The sequence below is a fragment of the Paenirhodobacter enshiensis genome (assembly GCF_000740785.1).
GTDB lineage: Bacteria > Pseudomonadota > Alphaproteobacteria > Rhodobacterales > Rhodobacteraceae > Rhodobacter > Rhodobacter enshiensis.
Map to the genome: position 1 here is coordinate 123891 of NZ_JFZB01000005.1, position 17048 is coordinate 140938.

Sequence of the window (17048 nt, forward strand, 5' to 3'; positions counted from 1 at the left end):
CTCCCATAATCCGGCACGGCTTTCACGTGCAAGCCCGCCGGTTGCGCCCAACCGGATTGACCGCACGCCCCCCGCACCCTAGGCATGAGGCAACAGCAGGAGGGGGAACATGGCAGACGCAAGCGAAGCCCTGATCGTCATCGACATCCAGAACGATTTCTGTCCCGGAGGCGCCCTCGCGGTCGCCGGCGGCGACGAGATCGTCCCGCGCGTCAACGCGCTGATGCAGGAATATCCGGTCACCGTGCTGACCCAGGACTGGCATCCGGAGGAGCACTCCTCCTTCGCGGTGCTGCATGACGAACCGGCCTTCAGCACGGTCGAAATGCCCTACGGGGCGCAGACGCTGTGGCCGGTGCATTGCGTCTGGGGCACGCCCGGCGCGGCGTTTCACCCGGCGCTGAACGTCGATCCGGCCGATCTGATCCTGCGCAAGGGCTTTCGCGCCCATGTCGACAGCTATTCGGCCTTCTTCGAGAACGACCGCCGCACCCCGACCGGGCTTGCCGGGTATCTGCGCGAGCGGGGAATCTCGGATCTGACCTTCGTCGGCCTCGCGCTCGATTTCTGCGTCGCCTGGTCGGCGATCGACGCGGCCAAGCTCGGCTTCCGGGCACGTGTTCTCGAAGGCGCGTGCCGGGCGATCGACCTCAACGGCTCGCTTGCGGCGGCGCGCGATGCGATGCGCGCCGCGGGCGTCACCCTCGCCAAATGAAGGAGGCCACGATGGACATCGCGGCACGCGTCTACAACCACAAGTGGAAGATCGACCCGATCATCCGCTCGCTTCTGGATACCGATTTCTACAAGCTGCTCATGGCGCAGTCGGTGTTTCGCAACAAGCCCGACACGGTGGTGCGCTTCAGCCTGATCAACCGCGCCCATTCGGTGCGTCTGGCCGAGCTGATCGACGAGGGCGAGCTGCGCGAACAGCTCGATTACGCGCGCTCGCTGCGGCTGACGCGAGGCGAATCGACCTGGCTGCGCGGCAACACCTTCTACGGCAAGCGCCAGATGTTCCGCCCCGACTTCATGGAGTGGTTCGAGAACTTCCAGCTTCCGGCCTATCATCTGGAAAAGAAGGACGGCCAGTACGAGCTGACCTTCGAGGGCAAGTGGTATGAGGCGATGATGTGGGAGATCCCCGCCCTCGCCATCCTGATGGAGCTGCGCTCGCGCGCGGTGCTGAACCGGATGGGGCGGTTCGATCTGCAGATCCTTTACGCCCGCGCCATGACCCGGATCTGGGAGAAAATCGAGGCGCTGCGCGAGCTGCCCGGCCTGAAGATCGCCGATTTCGGCACCCGGCGCCGGCATGGTTTCCTTTGGCAGGACTGGACAGTGCAGGCGATGATCGAGGGGCTGGGCGATGCCGCGCAGGGCGGCGCCTTCACCGGCACCTCGAACTGTCTGATCGCGATGCGGCGCGACCTCGAGGCGGTGGGCACCAACGCCCACGAACTGCCGATGGTCTATGCCGCGCTCGCGAAGAACGACGAGGAACTGCGTCAGGCGCCCTACCGCGTCCTCGCCGACTGGCACGAGGAACACGACGGCAATCTGCGCATCATCCTGCCCGATACCTTCGGCACGAAGGGGTTTCTCGAACACGCGCCCGACTGGCTGGCCGGCTGGACCGGCATCCGCCTCGATTCCGGCGATCCGGTCGAAGGAGCGGAGACCGCGATCTCGTGGTGGAAATCGCGCGGCGAGGATCCGCATGACAAGCTGATCATCTTCTCGGACGGGCTCGACGTGGCCGAGATGGCCGCGCTGCATCACCGTTTCGCCGGGCGGGTGAAGGTCAGCTTCGGCTGGGGCACGCTGCTGACCAACGATTTCCGCGGTCTGGCGCCGAACGATTCGCTCGCGCCGTTCAGTCTGGTGTGCAAGGCGGTCTCGGCCGACGGGCATCCGACGGTGAAACTGTCGGACAATCCCGAGAAATCGACCGGCCCGGCCGAAGAGATCGACCGCTACCGCCGGGTGTTCGAGACCGGCGCACAGACCGCGCGCCCGGTCATCGTGTAACCGAACCGGCGGGCCCGAAGGCCCGCCGTTCGTGAACCTCAGATGCCGCGGATCTCGCTCAGGATCGCCTGGGTGGCGGCGAGCGGATCTTCCGCCTTCCAGATCGGACGGCCGACGACCAGATGATCGGCGCCCGCCAGCAGGGCCGAGGCCGGCGTCTCAACCCGCTTCTGATCGCCGAGCGCCGCCCCCGCCGGACGCACGCCCGGGGTGACGATCAGCTTGCCGGCCGCCTCGGGCAGCGCGCGGATCGCCGCCGCCTCGCGCGGCGAGGCGATCACGCCATCCGCCCCGGCCTCGAAGGCGCGCGCCGCGCGCTCGGTGACCAGATCGAGGATCTCGCCCTCGCGGATCAGCGCCCCGTCGAGGTCCGCCCGGTCGAGCGAGGTCAGGATCGTCACCGCCAGCACCTTCAGCCCGGTTCCCGCCGCGCCTTCCTTGGCCGACTTCACCACATAGGGGTCGCCATGCACGGTCAGGAAATCCAGATCGAACCGGGCGATGCCGCGCACCGCCGCCTCGACCGTCGCACCGATGTCGAACAGCTTCATGTCGAGGAAGACCTTCTTCCCCATGTCATGCTTCAGCTCGTTCGCCAGCGCCATGCCGCCCGCGGTCAGCATCCCCAGCCCGACCTTGTAGAACGACACGCTGTCGCCGAGCTTGCCGGCCAGATCCAGCCCCGCCAGCGCGTTCGGCACATCGAGGGCAACGATCAGCCGGTCATCGGCGGGAAGGGTCGAGGCAGGGACAGTCATGGCGGCGCTCCGGCTGGGAAGGGAAAACGGCCGCGTTGTGCCCCCGCGCCCGTCCCCGGTCAATAGACTCGGGCTTTCGCGTCGCCCGAAATATCCCGGGGTGAATTGCCCCGCAGGGGCAAGAGGGGCAGAGCCCCTTTCCACGCACGTTTTTTCATCATTTCCCGCGCCCCCCTCTTGAAGCCGCCCGCTCCCCCGACCACTTCCACAGAAAGACCCGGACCAGGGTGCGCCGCACGCGGGCACCCACAACCGCCGGGGGCTTCAAGGAAGGAGATTTCCGCATGAACATGGAAAAGTTCACGGAACGGTCGCGCGGGTTCATTCAGGCCGCCCAGACCATCGCGATGCGCGAAGGCCACCAGCGCGTGGTTCCCGAACATTTGCTGAAAGCGCTGATGGATGACGAACAGGGCCTGTCGTCCAACCTGATCCAGCGCGCCGGGGGCGAGCCCGCCCGCGTAAGGGAAGCCGTCGACCTCGCGGTCGAGAAACTGCCCAAGGTCTCGGGCGGCGACGGTCAGGTCTATGTCGAACAATCGCTGGTGCGCGTCCTCGACGAGGCCGAGCAGATCGCCCAGAAGGCGGGCGACAGCTTCGTGCCGGTCGAACGGATGCTGATGGCGCTTGCGGTGGTGAACACCCGGGCGAAGGACTGCCTCGATCAGGGCGCGATCACCGCGCAGAAGCTGAACACCGCGATCAACGACCTGAGGAAGGGTCGCACCGCCGATTCCGCCTCGGCCGAAGACGGCTATGAGGCGCTGAAGAAATATGCCCGCGACCTGACGGAAGCCGCCCGCGAAGGCAAGATCGACCCGATCATCGGCCGCGACGAGGAAATCCGCCGCGCCATGCAGGTCCTGTCGCGCCGCACCAAGAACAACCCGATCCTGATCGGCGAGCCGGGCGTGGGCAAGACCGCCATCGCCGAGGGCCTCGCGCTGCGCATCATCAACGGCGACGTGCCGGAATCGCTGCGCAACAAGAAGCTGCTCGCGCTCGACATGGGCGCGCTGATCGCCGGCGCGAAATATCGTGGCGAGTTCGAGGAACGGCTGAAGTCCATCCTGAAGGAGATCGAGGCCGCCGCGGGCGAGATCATCCTGTTCATCGACGAGATCCACACCCTCGTCGGCGCCGGCAAGACCGATGGCGCGATGGATGCCGCGAACCTGATCAAGCCGGCGCTCGCGCGCGGCGAACTGCACTGCGTCGGCGCCACCACGCTCGACGAATACCGCAAGTATATCGAGAAGGACGCCGCCCTCGCCCGCCGGTTCCAGCCGGTCATGGTCGAGGAGCCGACGGTCGAAGACACCATCTCGATCCTGCGCGGCATCAAGGAGAAATACGAACTCCACCACGGCGTGAAGATCTCGGATTCGGCGCTGGTGGCGGCGGCGACGCTGTCGAACCGCTACATCACCGACCGCTTCCTGCCCGACAAGGCGATCGACCTCGTGGACGAAGCCGCGAGCCGGCTGCGCATGGAGGTCGATTCGAAACCCGAGGAGCTTGATGCGCTCGACCGCGAGATCCTGCAAAAGCAGATCGAGGCCGAGGCCCTGAAGAAGGAAGACGACGCGGCCTCGAAGGACCGTCTCGAACATCTGGAAAAGGAACTCGCCGAGCTGAACGACAAGGCGGCCTCGATGACCGCCCGCTGGCAGGCGGAGCGTGACAAGCTGCAAAGCACGCGCAGCCTGAAGGAAGACCTCGACAAGGCGCGGGCCGAACTCGACCAGGCGAAGCGCGAGGGCAACTTCGCGAAGGCCGGCGAACTCCAGTATGGCAAGATCCCGGATCTGGAGAAGAAGCTCGCCGAAACCGACCAGAGCGAAGGCTCCATGGTCTCGGAGGCCGTGCGCCCCGAGCAGATCGCCGAGGTGGTCGAGCGCTGGACCGGCATCCCGACCAGCAAGATGCTGGAAGGCGAGCGCGAGAAGCTCCTGAAGATGGAAGAGGAGCTGCACAAGCGCGTCATCGGCCAGGACACGGCGATCACCGCCGTCGCCAATGCCGTGCGCCGCGCCCGTGCCGGGCTGAACGACGAGAACCGCCCGCTCGGCAGCTTCCTGTTCCTCGGCCCGACCGGCGTCGGCAAGACCGAGCTGACCAAGGCCGTCGCCGAATATCTGTTCGACGACGATACCGCGATGGTGCGCATCGACATGTCCGAGTTCATGGAGAAACACTCCGTGGCGCGGCTGATCGGCGCTCCTCCGGGCTATGTCGGCTATGACGAGGGTGGCGTGCTGACCGAGGCGGTGCGGCGTCGTCCCTATCAGGTCGTGCTGTTCGACGAGGTCGAGAAAGCGCATCCGGACGTGTTCAACGTGCTGCTGCAGGTTCTCGACGACGGACGTCTGACCGACGGTCAGGGCCGGGTGGTCGATTTCCGGCAGACGCTGATCGTGCTGACCTCGAACCTCGGCAGCCAGGCGCTGAGCCAGCTTCCCGAGGGCTCGGACAGCTCCGAGGCGAAGGACGAGGTGATGGCCGCGGTGCGCGGACACTTCCGCCCCGAGTTCCTGAACCGTCTGGACGAGATCGTCATCTTCGACCGGCTGAGCCGCAAGAACATGGACGGTATCGTCAAGATCCAGCTCCAGAGCCTCGAGAAGCGCCTGGCGGCGCGCAAGATCACGCTCGACCTCGACGAGGCGGCGACCAAGTGGCTGGCCGATGAAGGCTACGATCCGGTCTATGGCGCACGGCCGCTGCGGCGGGTGATCCAGCGCACGCTGCAAGATCCGCTGGCCGAGCTGATCCTCAGCGGCGAGGTGCTCGATGGCTCGACGGTCAAGATCACGGCCGGTCCCGACGGGCTGGTGATCGGCGGCAAGGTCGCGCCCACCGCAGCCCGCCCCGAAGACGCGCCGCTGCAGTGAGCACGCGCAAAGCTTCGTGAAAGGGGCGCTCCGGCGCCCCTTTTTCACGCCGCTCCGCGACGTTGCGGTTGAGCGAACGGCCATCCCTTGGCAAGACTGGTCGCGACAGCAGTTCAGGAGGCTCTGACAATGAGCGAAAGCTATACCCCCGAAGGCATGGAGCTGACCCTGCGCACGCTCGCCATGCCGGGTGACACCAATGCCTCGGGCGACATCTTCGGCGGCTGGGTCATGTCGCAGATGGACCTTGCCGCCGCGATCCGCGCCGACGAGCGCTGCAACGGCCGCACGGTCACCATCGCCGCGAACGAGATCATCTTCCGCAAGCCCGTGCAGGTCGGCGATACGCTGTGCGTCTATACCGCGATCGACCATGTCGGGCGCTCGTCGATGACCATCCGCCTCGAGGTCTGGGCGCGGCGCGCCTATACCTCGACCCGCGAGAAGGTGACGGAGGCCAAGTTCACCATGGTCGCCGTCGATTCCGAGGGCCGGCCGCGTCCCGTCGACGGCAATCTGCCGGTCGTCGAGAGCTGATCGCGGGAATTCCCGGTTGTCGCGCCTAAGGCCGGCAATCGGGGCCTCGCTCCGCATCCCGTGTAGGGATAGACTGGGCATCCCATCCGGGGTGCCCTTCGTCGTCTCGCCCCTTGTTTTCGTGCTGCGCCATGCCCGCCCTGTGCCGTGACTGCCTGACCCCGTTCGAGACCGAGCGCCCCGTCCCGCGCTGCCCGCGCTGCGGCAGCCCGCGGATGCTGTCGCACCCCGAGCTGTTCTCGCTGTCGATCGCGCATATCGACTGCGACAGTTTTTATGCCTCGGTCGAGAAGCGGGACGATCCGTCGCTTTCCACCCGGCCGGTGATCGTCGGCGGCGGGCAGCGCGGCGTGGTCTCGACCTGCTGCTACGTGGCGCGGATCTCCGGCGTGCGTTCGGCGATGCCGATGTTTCGGGCGCTGAAACTGTGCCCCGACGCGGTGGTGATCCGCCCGCGCATGGCGCATTACGCCGAGGTCTCGAAACAGATCCGGGCGAAGATGACCGCGCTGACGCCGCTGGTGGAACCGCTGTCGCTCGACGAGGCGTTTCTCGACCTCGGGGGGACGGCGCGGCTGCACCGGGCACCGCCGGCGCTGATGATGGCCCGCCTCGCGCGCGAGATCGAGACCGAGATCGGCGTCACCGCCTCGGTCGGGCTGTCGCACAACAAGTTTCTGGCGAAGATCGCCTCGGACCTCGACAAGCCGCGCGGCTTCGCGGTGATCGGCCGGGGCGAGACGGCGGAGTTCCTCGCCGACAAGCCGGTGTCGATCCTGTGGGGCGTCGGCGAGGCGACGCGCGCGGCGCTGGCGCGGGCCGGGCTGCGCACGCTCGCCGACATCCGCCGCGCCGGGCGCAAGGCGCTGGAGGCGCGCTTCGGCGCCACCGGGGCGCGCCTCGCGGCGCTGGCCGAGGGCGAGGACCACCGCCGCGTGACGCCCGACGCGCCGATGAAATCGGTGTCCTCGGAAACCACCTTCGAGACCGACATCGCCGATCCCGAACGCCTCGAGGCGCATCTGTGGGTGATGTGCGAGAAGGCGGCGGCGCGCATGAAGGCGAAGGGGCTGCAGGGCCGCACCGCGGTGCTGAAGCTGCGCCGGGCGGATTTCTCGGCGCTGAGCCGGCAGTTGCGCCTCGACGAGCCGTCGCAGCTTGCCGATTCGCTGTTTCGCGCGACGCGGCCGTTGCTGGCGACGGTTCTGGCACAGGAGGGCGGGGCGTTCCGGCTGATCGGGGCGGGCTATACCGATCTTGCCCCTGACGACGGGCGCGATCCGGCGGGCGATCTGCTCGATCCGGGCGCCAGGACCCGCGCCGGGGCGGAACGCGCGGTCGATGCGATTCGCGCCCGTTTCGGCGCCACGGCCATCGCCCGCGGTCGCGGCTGGACCGGCGAGGAGCGCTGAGGTTACTCCGCCGCGAGTCCGTCCTCGCGCCCCCGGCCGATCCGGGCGAGGCGGGCGACGATCCGCCCCATTGTCGCGGCGAACCGCGTGAAATCGGAGGAGCGAACGATTCGCGCCTCGTCCATGTAAAGGGAGCGGTCGATCTCGATCTGCACGACCTCGACGTTTTCGGCAGGGCGACCATAGTGGCGGGCGACATAAGCACCGGCGAAGGGGGCATTGCGCTGCACCCGAAGCCCCTCGGCGAGGAAACAGGCCTCGATCCGGGCCACGGTCGCACGCCCGGCCGAGGTGCCGAAGCGGTCGCCAAGCACGATCTGCGGCCGACCCGCCCCCATCCCCGAGACCGCATCCGACGGCATCGAGTGCATATCGAGCACAAGGGCATGGCCGAATCGCAGCCGGGTATCCGCGATCAGAGCCCCGAGGGCGGCATGATAGGGCCGCCAGACAGCGGCAAGCCGGGCCTCAGCCTCGGCGAGGGTGATCTTGCCGGGCTGGATCGCCCGGCCGCCCGACACGACGCGCGGAATCACCCCGAGCCCCGCAGCGACTCGCGGGTTGCGCACCGCGCGCGGCGCCACCCCCTCGATCAGCGCGGGGTCGAGTTCGTCCTCGGCGCGGTTGAGATCGACGTAGGCGCGCGGCAGCCGCGCGAGCAGCAAAGCCGCCCCCTGTGCCGGCGCCGCGCTCAGCAGATCGTCGACGAAAGCATCCTCGGACGAGCGCAGTTTCAGACTGTCGAGATCGCTGCGGGCCAGCATTTCCGCCGGATACTCGCGTCCCGAATGCGGCGAGGCGAAGATCACCGGCGCGAGCGGCGGCTCTGGCCGGATCAGCCGGAAGGGAAGCGCATGGGAGCCTGGATCCGTCATCGTCCTGCCTGTCAGCGGCGGGAATGAGAGATCCATTTCCCGCGAAAAGCCTCTTGAAAGCCGCCGAAAGTCCTTCTATAGACCCCCAGACCGAAGCGTTTGGGCGCGGCATCGAGGTTCTGATGAAGAACCAAGGCGGCCGAAATCGCAAGGGTTAAGGGCGGTTAGCTCAGCGGTAGAGCACTACGTTGACATCGTAGTGGCCACTGGTTCGATCCCAGTACCGCCCACCATATTCACCGCTTCCTTCGGGAGGCATATCTGTTTCAAGGCGCACGCGCGCCGCGACCAGGAGGTAGACCATGAAGGTCCGTAACTCGCTCCGCTCGCTCAAGTTGCGTCATCGCGATTGCCAGATCGTGCGCCGCAAGGGCCGCGTCTATGTGATCAACAAGACGCAGAAGCGGTACAAGGCCCGTCAGGGCTAGGTTCCGCTGCCAGAAGCGAAATTCCAGAAACCGTGTCGGGAAACCGGCACGGTTTCTTCTTTTGCCCGCCGATCGTCCGCCGGCCATCGCGAAGGGGGCTCTGCCCCGCAGAGAGTGAAAGGGAGGGGGCTCTGCCCCCTCGGGCCTTCGGCCCTCACCCCCGGGATATTTGCGGCGAATCGAAAGCAGAGGCCGCGCCCTGCGCAGACTGGCGATTCCGGGCTTTTCAAGGCGAGGGTTTTGCCGTATAGGCAGCGCCAGACATGCGCGTGGAGCCCGCTCAGGCTAGAATCATCCGGTTCGCTGGGACGACCGGGCTTTGCGTGTTTCGTATCAACCATAGCCCGGAAGTTGGGAAATACAGATGGCCAATAACGCCCAGTCCAAGAAGCGCGCTCGTCAGAACGAGACCCGCAACGAAATCAATCGCGCCCGCCGTTCGCGCATCCGCAGCTTCGTCCGCAAGGTCGAAGAGGCGATCCTGTCGGGCGACGCCGAAGTTGCGAAGGCTGCGCTGGCCGCTGCCGAGCCGGAACTGGCGCGTGGCGTGACCAAGGGCGTGCTGCACAAGAACACCGTTTCGCGCAAGATTTCGCGTCTGGCCGCCCGTGTGAAGGCCGTTGCTGCGAAGTAATCGCGGCCCTCGGATTCATCCGAGACCAAGAATCGAGCAAGGGGTGCCATGCGGCGCCCCTTTTCTTTTTTCAATATATTTCAATTGCTTGATTCGCGGTGTGGCGGTCCTGCCGAGGTTCGGGGATTCGTTTTCGGGAATCCTCCGTCAAGCGCGAAGATCGGTTGCGGGGGGGGTGGAGCCCTTGCTAGCTTGACCGTGCGATTCACGTCGCCTTGGGGGACATCCCGCATTCCCGACCGTCGCAGCCGGCGCAAGTCTGCCACGACAAACGAAAATACCCGGCGCTGTCCGGTCGATGAATGCGATTCCGATTCGTGGTGAGGCTGCTGCCTGCCGCCGTCTGTCCGTCTGCACGCCGGTTTGTGCCGGTTTGCGGAGCCGTCCCTGTTGCTGCCGGATCTGTCCGCGCCTTTGGCGCCGGAGGATCCCTGCCCCGAGGCCGAGGTGTTCCCGCGTGGAAGCGATGTAGATCACGAAGGCGAAAAATGAGCGACGAATCCTGGGGGCGGGTCTGCAATGAACTTCTCAAATCGGTCGGCAAGAGCAATTTCACGACCTGGATCGCTCCGCTGCGCATGACCGGCGTCGAGGACGGCATCGCCGCCTTCGAAGCGCCGACGAAATTCATGTGCGACTGGGTGTCGCGCAACTTCGCCGACGCGATTCTGCGTGAGATGCGTCATGCCGGCGTCGCCGTCGAGCGGGTGGATTTCCGCGTCTCGCAGTTGCGCCCGATCCCTGCCCGCGAAGTCGTCCGCCCGGCTTCGTCGGCCGCTCCGTCCCGCCCGCAGGGCCCCGATGCCCGCAGCGATGACGAGCTTCCGGGCGCACCGCTCGATGCCCGGTTCACCTTCGACAGTTTCGTCGTCGGCAAGCCGAACGAACTCGCCCATGCCGCCGCCCGCCGCGTCGCCGAGGGCGGGCCCGTCACCTTCAACCCGCTGTTCCTGTATGGTGGCGTCGGCCTCGGCAAGACGCATCTGATGCACGCCATCGCCAACGAACTGCACAAGCGCCGCCCCGAGATGCGGGTGCTCTATCTTTCGGCCGAGCAGTTCATGTATCGCTTCGTCCAGGCGCTGCGCGAACGCCAGATCATGGATTTCAAGGGGCTGTTCCGCTCGGTCGATGTGCTGATGGTCGATGACGTTCAGTTCATCGCCGGCAAGGATTCGACGCAGGAAGAGTTCTTCCACACGTTCAACGCCCTCGTCGATCAGGGCAAGCAGATCGTCATCTCGGCCGACCGTGCGCCCGGCGAGATCAAGGATCTGGAGGACCGGATCAAGTCGCGGCTGCAATGCGGGCTGGTCGTCGATCTGCACCCCACCGATTACGAGCTGCGCCTCGGCATCCTGCAGACCAAGACCGAGGCCTATCGCGGCCAGTATCCGGGCCTGAAGATCGCAGATGGCGTGCTGGAATTCCTCGCCCACCGGATCACCACCAACGTGCGCGTGCTGGAAGGCGCGCTGACGCGGCTGTTCGCCTTCGCCTCGCTGGTGGGGCGCGAGATCACGCTCGACCTCGCGCAGGAGTGCCTGACGGATATCCTGCGCGCCTCGGAGCGCAAGGTGACGATCGAGGAGATCCAGCGCAAGGTGGCCGAGCATTACAACGTGCGCCTGTCCGACATGATCGGGCCGAAGCGGCTGCGCACCATCGCCCGGCCGCGGCAGGTGGCGATGTATCTGTCGAAGCAGCTGACCACGCGTTCGCTGCCCGAGATCGGCCGTCGCTTCGGCGGGCGCGATCACACCACGATCATGCACGGCATCCGCAAGGTCGAGGAGCTGATGACCGCCGACAGCCAGCTGACCGAGGATGTCGAGATGCTGCGCCGGCTGCTGGAATCGTGATCCTTCCCGCCGGACCGACCGGGAAATGAGCAAGGGGCGAAGCGCAGGCTTCGCCCTTTTTCGTTGCCGGGGACCGGGGCCGGGGAGCGGGATGGAGATCGCGCGCCCCGGCCCTGAGGGGCTAAGGCTCGCCCAACTCCGTTGAGGCCGGGCAGGAGGGCAGGAGCCACAGGGCGCCTGGCGGCCCGCCTGAGAGGCTGAGGGAGGCTCTCGCCGCCCTGCTCTGCCCTAGGCGGCCCAAGCAAAAGGGGCGAGGCCCCGCGGCCCCGCCCCTTTCGTCATTCATACCCTGTGCGGCCGCTTATTCGGCCGGAACCGCCGCGGGCTCATTGGTCAGAGGATGCGGCAGACGGGCCAGCATCTCCTTCGGGCAGACCTGCAGGAAGTTGCCAAGCTCGGCTTCCCAGTTCTGCAAGATGTCCTGCGCCTTGCGCGAGCCGGTCTCGGCCGCGTGACGCTCCACCAGGTGCTTCAGCTCGGCTTCCCAATGCGGATGGCTGATCCGGTTGGTGACGATGCTCTCGGGGTTCATGTAATCCTCGGCGATCCCGTCCGGGTCGTAGAGGTAGGCCATGCCCCCGGTCATGCCGGCGCCGAAGTTCGCTCCGATCCGGCCGAGGATCACCGCCACACCGCCGGTCATGTATTCGCAACCGTTGGTGCCGCAGCCCTCGATCACCACCTTGGCGCCCGAGTTGCGCACGGCGAAACGCTCGCCCGCGCGGCCGGCGGCGAACAGATAGCCGTCCGTCGCACCATACAGCACGGTGTTGCCGATGATCGTGTTCTCGGACGCCACCAGCGGCGAGGACATCTGCGGCCGCACCACGATGGTGCCGCCCGACAGCCCCTTGCCGACATAGTCGTTCGAATCGCCCGAGACCTCGATCTTCAGCCCCGGCGCCGCGAAGGCCCCGAGCGACTGGCCGCACGACCCCGTCAGCTTCAGCGTCAGATGATCGGATTGCAGCGCGTTGCGCATCCCGAAGTTCTTGACGATGTGGCTCGAGGCGCGCGTGCCGATGGTGCGCAGCGTATTGCGCACCGCGTAGGACAGCTGCATCTTCTCGCCGTCCTCGAAGAAGCGCGCGCCGTCCTTGATGATCTCGGCATCGAGCGTATCGGGGACGAAGTTGCGCGGCTTCGAGCGGTCGTAGACGATCTTGTCCCAGCCATCGACGGTGATCAGCAGCGGGTTCAGGTCGAGGTCGTCGAGATGCGCGGAGCCGCGGCTGACCTGGGTCAGCAGATCGGCACGGCCGATCACCTCATCGAGCGACCGCGCACCGATGGAGGCGAGGATCTCGCGCACTTCCTGAGCGTAGAAGGTGATCAGGTTCACCACCTTGTCGGCATTGCCATGGAACTTCGAGCGCAGCGCCGGGTCTTGCGTGCACACGCCCACCGGGCAGGTGTTCGACTGGCACTGGCGCACCATGATGCAGCCCATCGCGATCAGCGCGGCGGTGCCGATGCCGTATTCCTCGGCGCCCATCATCGCGGCCATGACGATGTCACGGCCGGTGCGCAGACCGCCGTCGGTGCGCAGCGTCACCCGCTCACGCAGCTTGTTCATCGCCAGAACCTGATGCGCCTCGGTCAGACCCATCTCCCACGGCAGACCCGCGAACTTGATCGAGGTCGCCGGCGATGCACCCGTGCCGCCGTTGTGGCCCGAGATCAGGATGATGTCGGCCTTGGCCTTCGCCACGCCCGCCGCGATGGTGCCGACGCCCGAGGAGGACACCAGCTTCACCGTCACCTTGGCCTTCGGGTTGATCTGCTTCAGGTCGTAGATCAGCTGAGCCAGATCCTCGATCGAGTAGATGTCGTGATGCGGCGGCGGCGAGATCAGCGTCACGCCCGGCGTCGAATGGCGCAGCTTGGCGATCAGCTCGGTCACCTTCATGCCAGGCAGCTGGCCGCCCTCGCCGGGCTTCGCACCCTGAGCGACCTTGATCTCCAGCTCTTCGCAATGCAGCAGATATTCCGCCGTCACGCCGAACCGGCCCGAGGCCACCTGCTTGATCTTCGCCGAGGCGTTGTCGCCATTGGGCTCGGGGGTGAAATCGTCCGGGCTCTCGCCGCCTTCACCCGAGTCCGACTTCGCGCCGATACGGTTCATCGCGATGGACAGCGTGCGGTGCGCCTCCGGCGACAGCGCGCCGAGCGACATGCCGGGCGTGACGAAGCGCTTGCGGATCGAGGTGATCGATTCGACCTCCTCGATCGGCACCGGCTTGCCGAGCGGCTTGATGTCCAGAAGATCGCGGATGTGGATCGGCGGGTTGGCCCGCATCATCGCGGAATACTGCTTCCACAGCTCATAGCTCGCCTTGTCGCAGGCCGATTGCAGCATGTGCATGGTCTGCGCTTCCCAGGCGTGCTTCTCGCCGGTGCGGCGGGCCTTGTAGAAGCCGCCGATGGGCAGGACGTCCTGACCGCCGAGCCAGCCCTTGGCGTGGACCTCTTCCAGCTTGCGCTGGATACCGTGCACGCCGATGCCCGAGATGCGCGAGTGCATTCCGGGGAAATATTCCGCGACCATGGCGCGCGACAGACCGACCGCCTCGAAGTTCAGACCGCCGCGATAGGACGAGATGATCGAGATGCCCATCTTCGCCATGATCTTCAGCAGACCCGCGTCGATGGCGTGGCGATAGCGGCGCATGTTCTCCAGCAGCGTCCCCGGCAGCAGACCGCGGCCGATCCGCTCGGCGATCGAATCCTGCGCCAGATAGGGGTTCACCGTCGTCGCACCCGAACCGATCAGCACCGCGAAGTAATGCGCGTCGATGCACTCGGCCGAGCGCACGTTCACCGAGGTGAAGGTCCGCAGCCCCTTGCGGGTCAGCCAGCTGTGCACCGCCGAGGTCGCGAGGATCATCGGCATCCCGATCTTGTCGGACGACTGGAACTCGTCGGTCAGCACGATGTGCAGCGCGCCCGAGCGCACGGCATCCTCGGCCTCGGCACGGATCCGGCTCAGCCCGCGGTGCAGCGCCTCGTTGTCCTCGCCGGCGGGGAAGGTGCAGTCGATGATCGTCACCGACTCGCCGAACTGCTTCAGCAGCCGGTCGTATTCCGCATTGGCGATGAACGGGCTTTCGAGGATCAGGATCTCGGTCTGCGAGCTGTCCTCGTCGAGCACGTTCTTCAGGTTGCCGAAGCGCGTGTTGAGCGACATCACCCGGCTTTCGCGCAGGCTGTCGATGGGCGGGTTGGTGACCTGCGAGAAGTTCTGCCGGAAGAAGTGGCTGAGCGGGCGATACTGCTTCGACAGCACCGCGGGCGGCGTGTCGTCGCCCATCGAGGCCAGCGCCTCCTTGCCGTCCTCGGCCATCGGCGACAGCATCTGTTCCAGATCTTCCAGCGAGTAGCCCGCCGCGATCTGGCGCTTGCGCAGCTCGGCACCCGAGAACACCGGGGTTTCCGGGATGTCGCGCATCATCGCATTCAGATCGACCACCTTCGAGACCCATTCGCCGAACGGCTGGCTGTTGGCCAGACGGTCCTTGATCTCGCGGTCGTGGTAGAGACGGCCCTCGCGCATGTCGACGGCGATCATCTGACCCGGCCCGAGGGCGCCCTTCTCGCGGACGTTGGTCTCTTCGATGGCGACCATGCCGGTTTCGGAACCGGCGATCAGCAGACCGTCGTTGGTGATGGTGTAGCGCATCGGGCGCAGGCCGTTGCGGTCAAGCCCGCCGCAGACCCAGCGGCCATCCGTCATCGCAAGCGCGGCCGGACCGTCCCAGGGTTCCATCACCGAGTTGCAATAGGCATACATGTCCTGCCACGCCTTCGGCATGTCGGTCGTCGCCTTCGACCAGGCCTCGGGGACCAGCATCGTCTTGGTCATCGGCGCCGAACGGCCGCCGCGCACCATCGCCTCGAACACGGCATCGAGCGCGCCGGTATCCGAGGTGCCGGCCGGCACGATCGGCTTGATGTCCTCGGCCATGTCACCGAAGGCCTTCGAGGCCATGCGGATCTCGTGGCTCTTCATCCAGTTGACGTTGCCCTTCAGCGTGTTGATCTCGCCGTTGTGGGCAAGCATCCGGAACGGCTGGGCCAGCCACCACTGCGGGAAGGTGTTGGTCGAATAGCGCTGGTGATAGATCGCGAAGGTCGATTCGAACCGCTCGTCCGTCAGGTCGGGATAGAAGGTCGAGACATGCTCGGCCAGCATCATGCCCTTGTAGATGATCGAGCGGCACGACAGAGAGCAGATGTAGAACCCGTGGATCGAGGCGGCGGCAACCGCCTTCTCGATGCGGCGGCGGATCACGTAAAGCTCGCGCTCGAAGGCTTCCTGGTCGATGTCCTTCTCGCAGCGGATCAGGATCTGTTCGATCTCGGGGCGGGTGACATTGGCCTTCTCGCCGAGAACGTCGGTGTTCACCGGAACGTGGCGCCAGCCATAGATGTAATGGCCCATGCGCAGAACTTCGGTCTCGACGATGGTGCGGCAGGCTTCCTGACCGGCGAAGTCGATGCGCGGCAGGAACACCTGACCGACGGCGATCAGCTTCTCCATGTCGGGTTCGTGGCCGGTGCGGCGGATCTGATCGTAGAAGAACGGCACCGGGATCTGGATGTGGATACCCGCGCCGTCGCCGGTCTTGCCGTCGGCATCGACCGCGCCGCGGTGCCAGATCGCCTTCAGCGCCTCGATGCCCGAGGCCACCACCTTGCGGCTCGACTTGCCGTCGATCGACACCACCAGACCCACGCCGCAGGAGGAATGCTCGTCATCCTCGCGGTAGAGACCGTTTTCAGCCATCCACTTGCGCTTGGCTTCCTCTGCGGCGACCCAGGCTTCATCATACTTCGTCATCACTTGCCTCCTCAGAGAGTGGGATGGTGAGGGTTCGGGGACATGAGGCTCATCATCATGTCGCAATCGAAAATCGGTTTGGCGGCGGAAAAGCCGTCCTGACCCGGAAAGGCGAAGCTCACCGGGGTAGAGATGTCATCGCTGCGCGTGCCGTCGGCGGAGTCGAAACTCTCGGCATCGCCGAAGAACACCCGCAACCCGCGGCTGATCAGCTGCCGGCCCGAGCGCGTGGCGAGAAGGTTTCCGGCCTCGTCCTCGATCCGCATCGAGAACTCGGTCCGTTCGAGCGTCTGGCCGCTGACGGTCACGCTCTCGCCGGTCAGACGGTCGTGGCCGATGTAGCGCCGGGTCTCGCCGCCGAGGGCGTGGGTGACGAAATCGTAATCGTCACGCCCCGTCGCCAGCAGCGTCGTGAAGGACGCATTGTCGGCCGAGCCAGCGAGATCGAGCGCGGTGAACGTCCCGTCCTGCGGTGCCGCCGAGCCGATCCAGCGGGTCTCGTCGTCGATCCGGCTGATGAAGAACTCGCCCGTCTGATCGGCGATGGAGATCCGCCGCTCGCCGGCGGGATCGGCCGCGCAGCGATAGTGGTTTTCAACCCGGCAACCGCGCAACTGCACGGTATAGTCGACCTGACAGCCCTCGGGCGGCACGAAAGCCGTGGCCGCCCCGGCGGGATGACCCGCGAGGAAGGCTCCGACAGCCGCCAGACAGAGAACAGGCGCACGCACCGCTTCGACCTTTCGGATGGGGACCGGCCCCGGCTTCGGTTTTCCG

At 66.2% G+C, this 17048-nt stretch carries 12 protein-coding genes and 1 tRNA gene; 9 read left to right on the top strand and 4 right to left on the bottom strand.

Annotated elements, in window-relative coordinates; genetic code table 11:
• The first annotated feature begins 109 nt into the window (after nt 1–109).
• Together pncA and pncB are read left to right on the top strand one after the other, a co-directional pair.
• Nucleotides 110–715 carry a bifunctional nicotinamidase/pyrazinamidase gene (gene pncA / locus CG50_RS03565; protein WP_036635309.1) on the top strand — a complete coding sequence of 202 codons (606 nt, stop codon included), beginning with the start codon at nt 110–112 and terminating at the stop codon, nt 713–715.
• 11 nt (nt 716–726) lie between these two features.
• Complete coding sequence (gene pncB / locus CG50_RS03570) at nt 727–2031, top strand: nicotinate phosphoribosyltransferase (protein ID WP_036635310.1); 1305 nt, start codon at nt 727–729, stop codon at nt 2029–2031.
• Between the two features lie 38 nt (nt 2032–2069).
• Here pncB and pyrF read toward each other — a convergent pair whose 3' ends face one another.
• Nucleotides 2070–2789 (bottom strand): orotidine-5'-phosphate decarboxylase, encoded by a 720-nt coding sequence (gene pyrF, locus CG50_RS03575; RefSeq protein WP_036635311.1) that lies wholly within the window; start codon nt 2787–2789, stop codon nt 2070–2072.
• Nucleotides 2790–3073: 284 nt separating this feature from the next.
• Between pyrF and clpB the strand changes: the two genes are divergently transcribed.
• From clpB to CG50_RS03590, 3 genes are all read left to right on the top strand, one after another.
• Complete coding sequence (gene clpB / locus CG50_RS03580) at nt 3074–5683, top strand: ATP-dependent chaperone ClpB (RefSeq protein ID WP_036635312.1); 2610 nt, start codon at nt 3074–3076, stop codon at nt 5681–5683.
• Nucleotides 5684–5812: 129 nt separating this feature from the next.
• On the top strand, nt 5813–6220 hold the full coding sequence (locus CG50_RS03585; protein ID WP_036635314.1) for an acyl-CoA thioesterase: 408 nt from the start codon (nt 5813–5815) through the stop codon (nt 6218–6220).
• Nucleotides 6221–6351: 131 nt separating this feature from the next.
• Complete coding sequence (locus tag CG50_RS03590) at nt 6352–7632, top strand: DNA polymerase IV (protein WP_036635315.1); 1281 nt, start codon at nt 6352–6354, stop codon at nt 7630–7632.
• A gap of 2 nt (nt 7633–7634) precedes the next feature.
• Here the strand turns inward: CG50_RS03590 and CG50_RS03595 are convergent, their stop codons facing one another.
• Nucleotides 7635–8507, bottom strand: coding sequence for an N-formylglutamate amidohydrolase (locus CG50_RS03595; RefSeq protein ID WP_036635316.1), 873 nt, complete (start codon nt 8505–8507; stop codon nt 7635–7637).
• 158 nt (nt 8508–8665) lie between these two features.
• Here CG50_RS03595 and CG50_RS03600 point away from each other — a divergent pair.
• From CG50_RS03600 to dnaA, 4 genes are all read left to right on the top strand, one after another.
• Nucleotides 8666–8740, top strand: a tRNA-Val gene (locus CG50_RS03600).
• 69 nt (nt 8741–8809) lie between these two features.
• Nucleotides 8810–8935, top strand: a complete 126-nt coding sequence (ykgO, locus tag CG50_RS03605) for a type B 50S ribosomal protein L36 (RefSeq protein WP_036635318.1) — start codon at nt 8810–8812, stop codon at nt 8933–8935.
• A gap of 364 nt (nt 8936–9299) precedes the next feature.
• Nucleotides 9300–9569, top strand: coding sequence for a 30S ribosomal protein S20 (gene rpsT, locus CG50_RS03610; protein WP_036635319.1), 270 nt, complete (start codon nt 9300–9302; stop codon nt 9567–9569).
• Nucleotides 9570–10057: 488 nt separating this feature from the next.
• The gene (gene dnaA / locus CG50_RS03615) at nt 10058–11431 is read left to right on the top strand and encodes a chromosomal replication initiator protein DnaA (RefSeq protein WP_036635320.1); all 1374 of its coding nucleotides are present in this window, start codon (nt 10058–10060) and stop codon (nt 11429–11431) included.
• 301 nt (nt 11432–11732) lie between these two features.
• Here the strand turns inward: dnaA and gltB are convergent, their stop codons facing one another.
• Nucleotides 11733–16271, bottom strand: coding sequence for a glutamate synthase large subunit (gene gltB, locus CG50_RS03620; RefSeq protein WP_036635322.1), 4539 nt, complete (start codon nt 16269–16271; stop codon nt 11733–11735).
• 11 nt (nt 16272–16282) lie between these two features.
• Nucleotides 16283–17002 carry a hypothetical protein gene (locus CG50_RS03625; RefSeq protein WP_036635329.1) on the bottom strand — a complete coding sequence of 240 codons (720 nt, stop codon included), beginning with the start codon at nt 17000–17002 and terminating at the stop codon, nt 16283–16285.
• Nucleotides 17003–17048 lie beyond the last annotated feature (46 nt).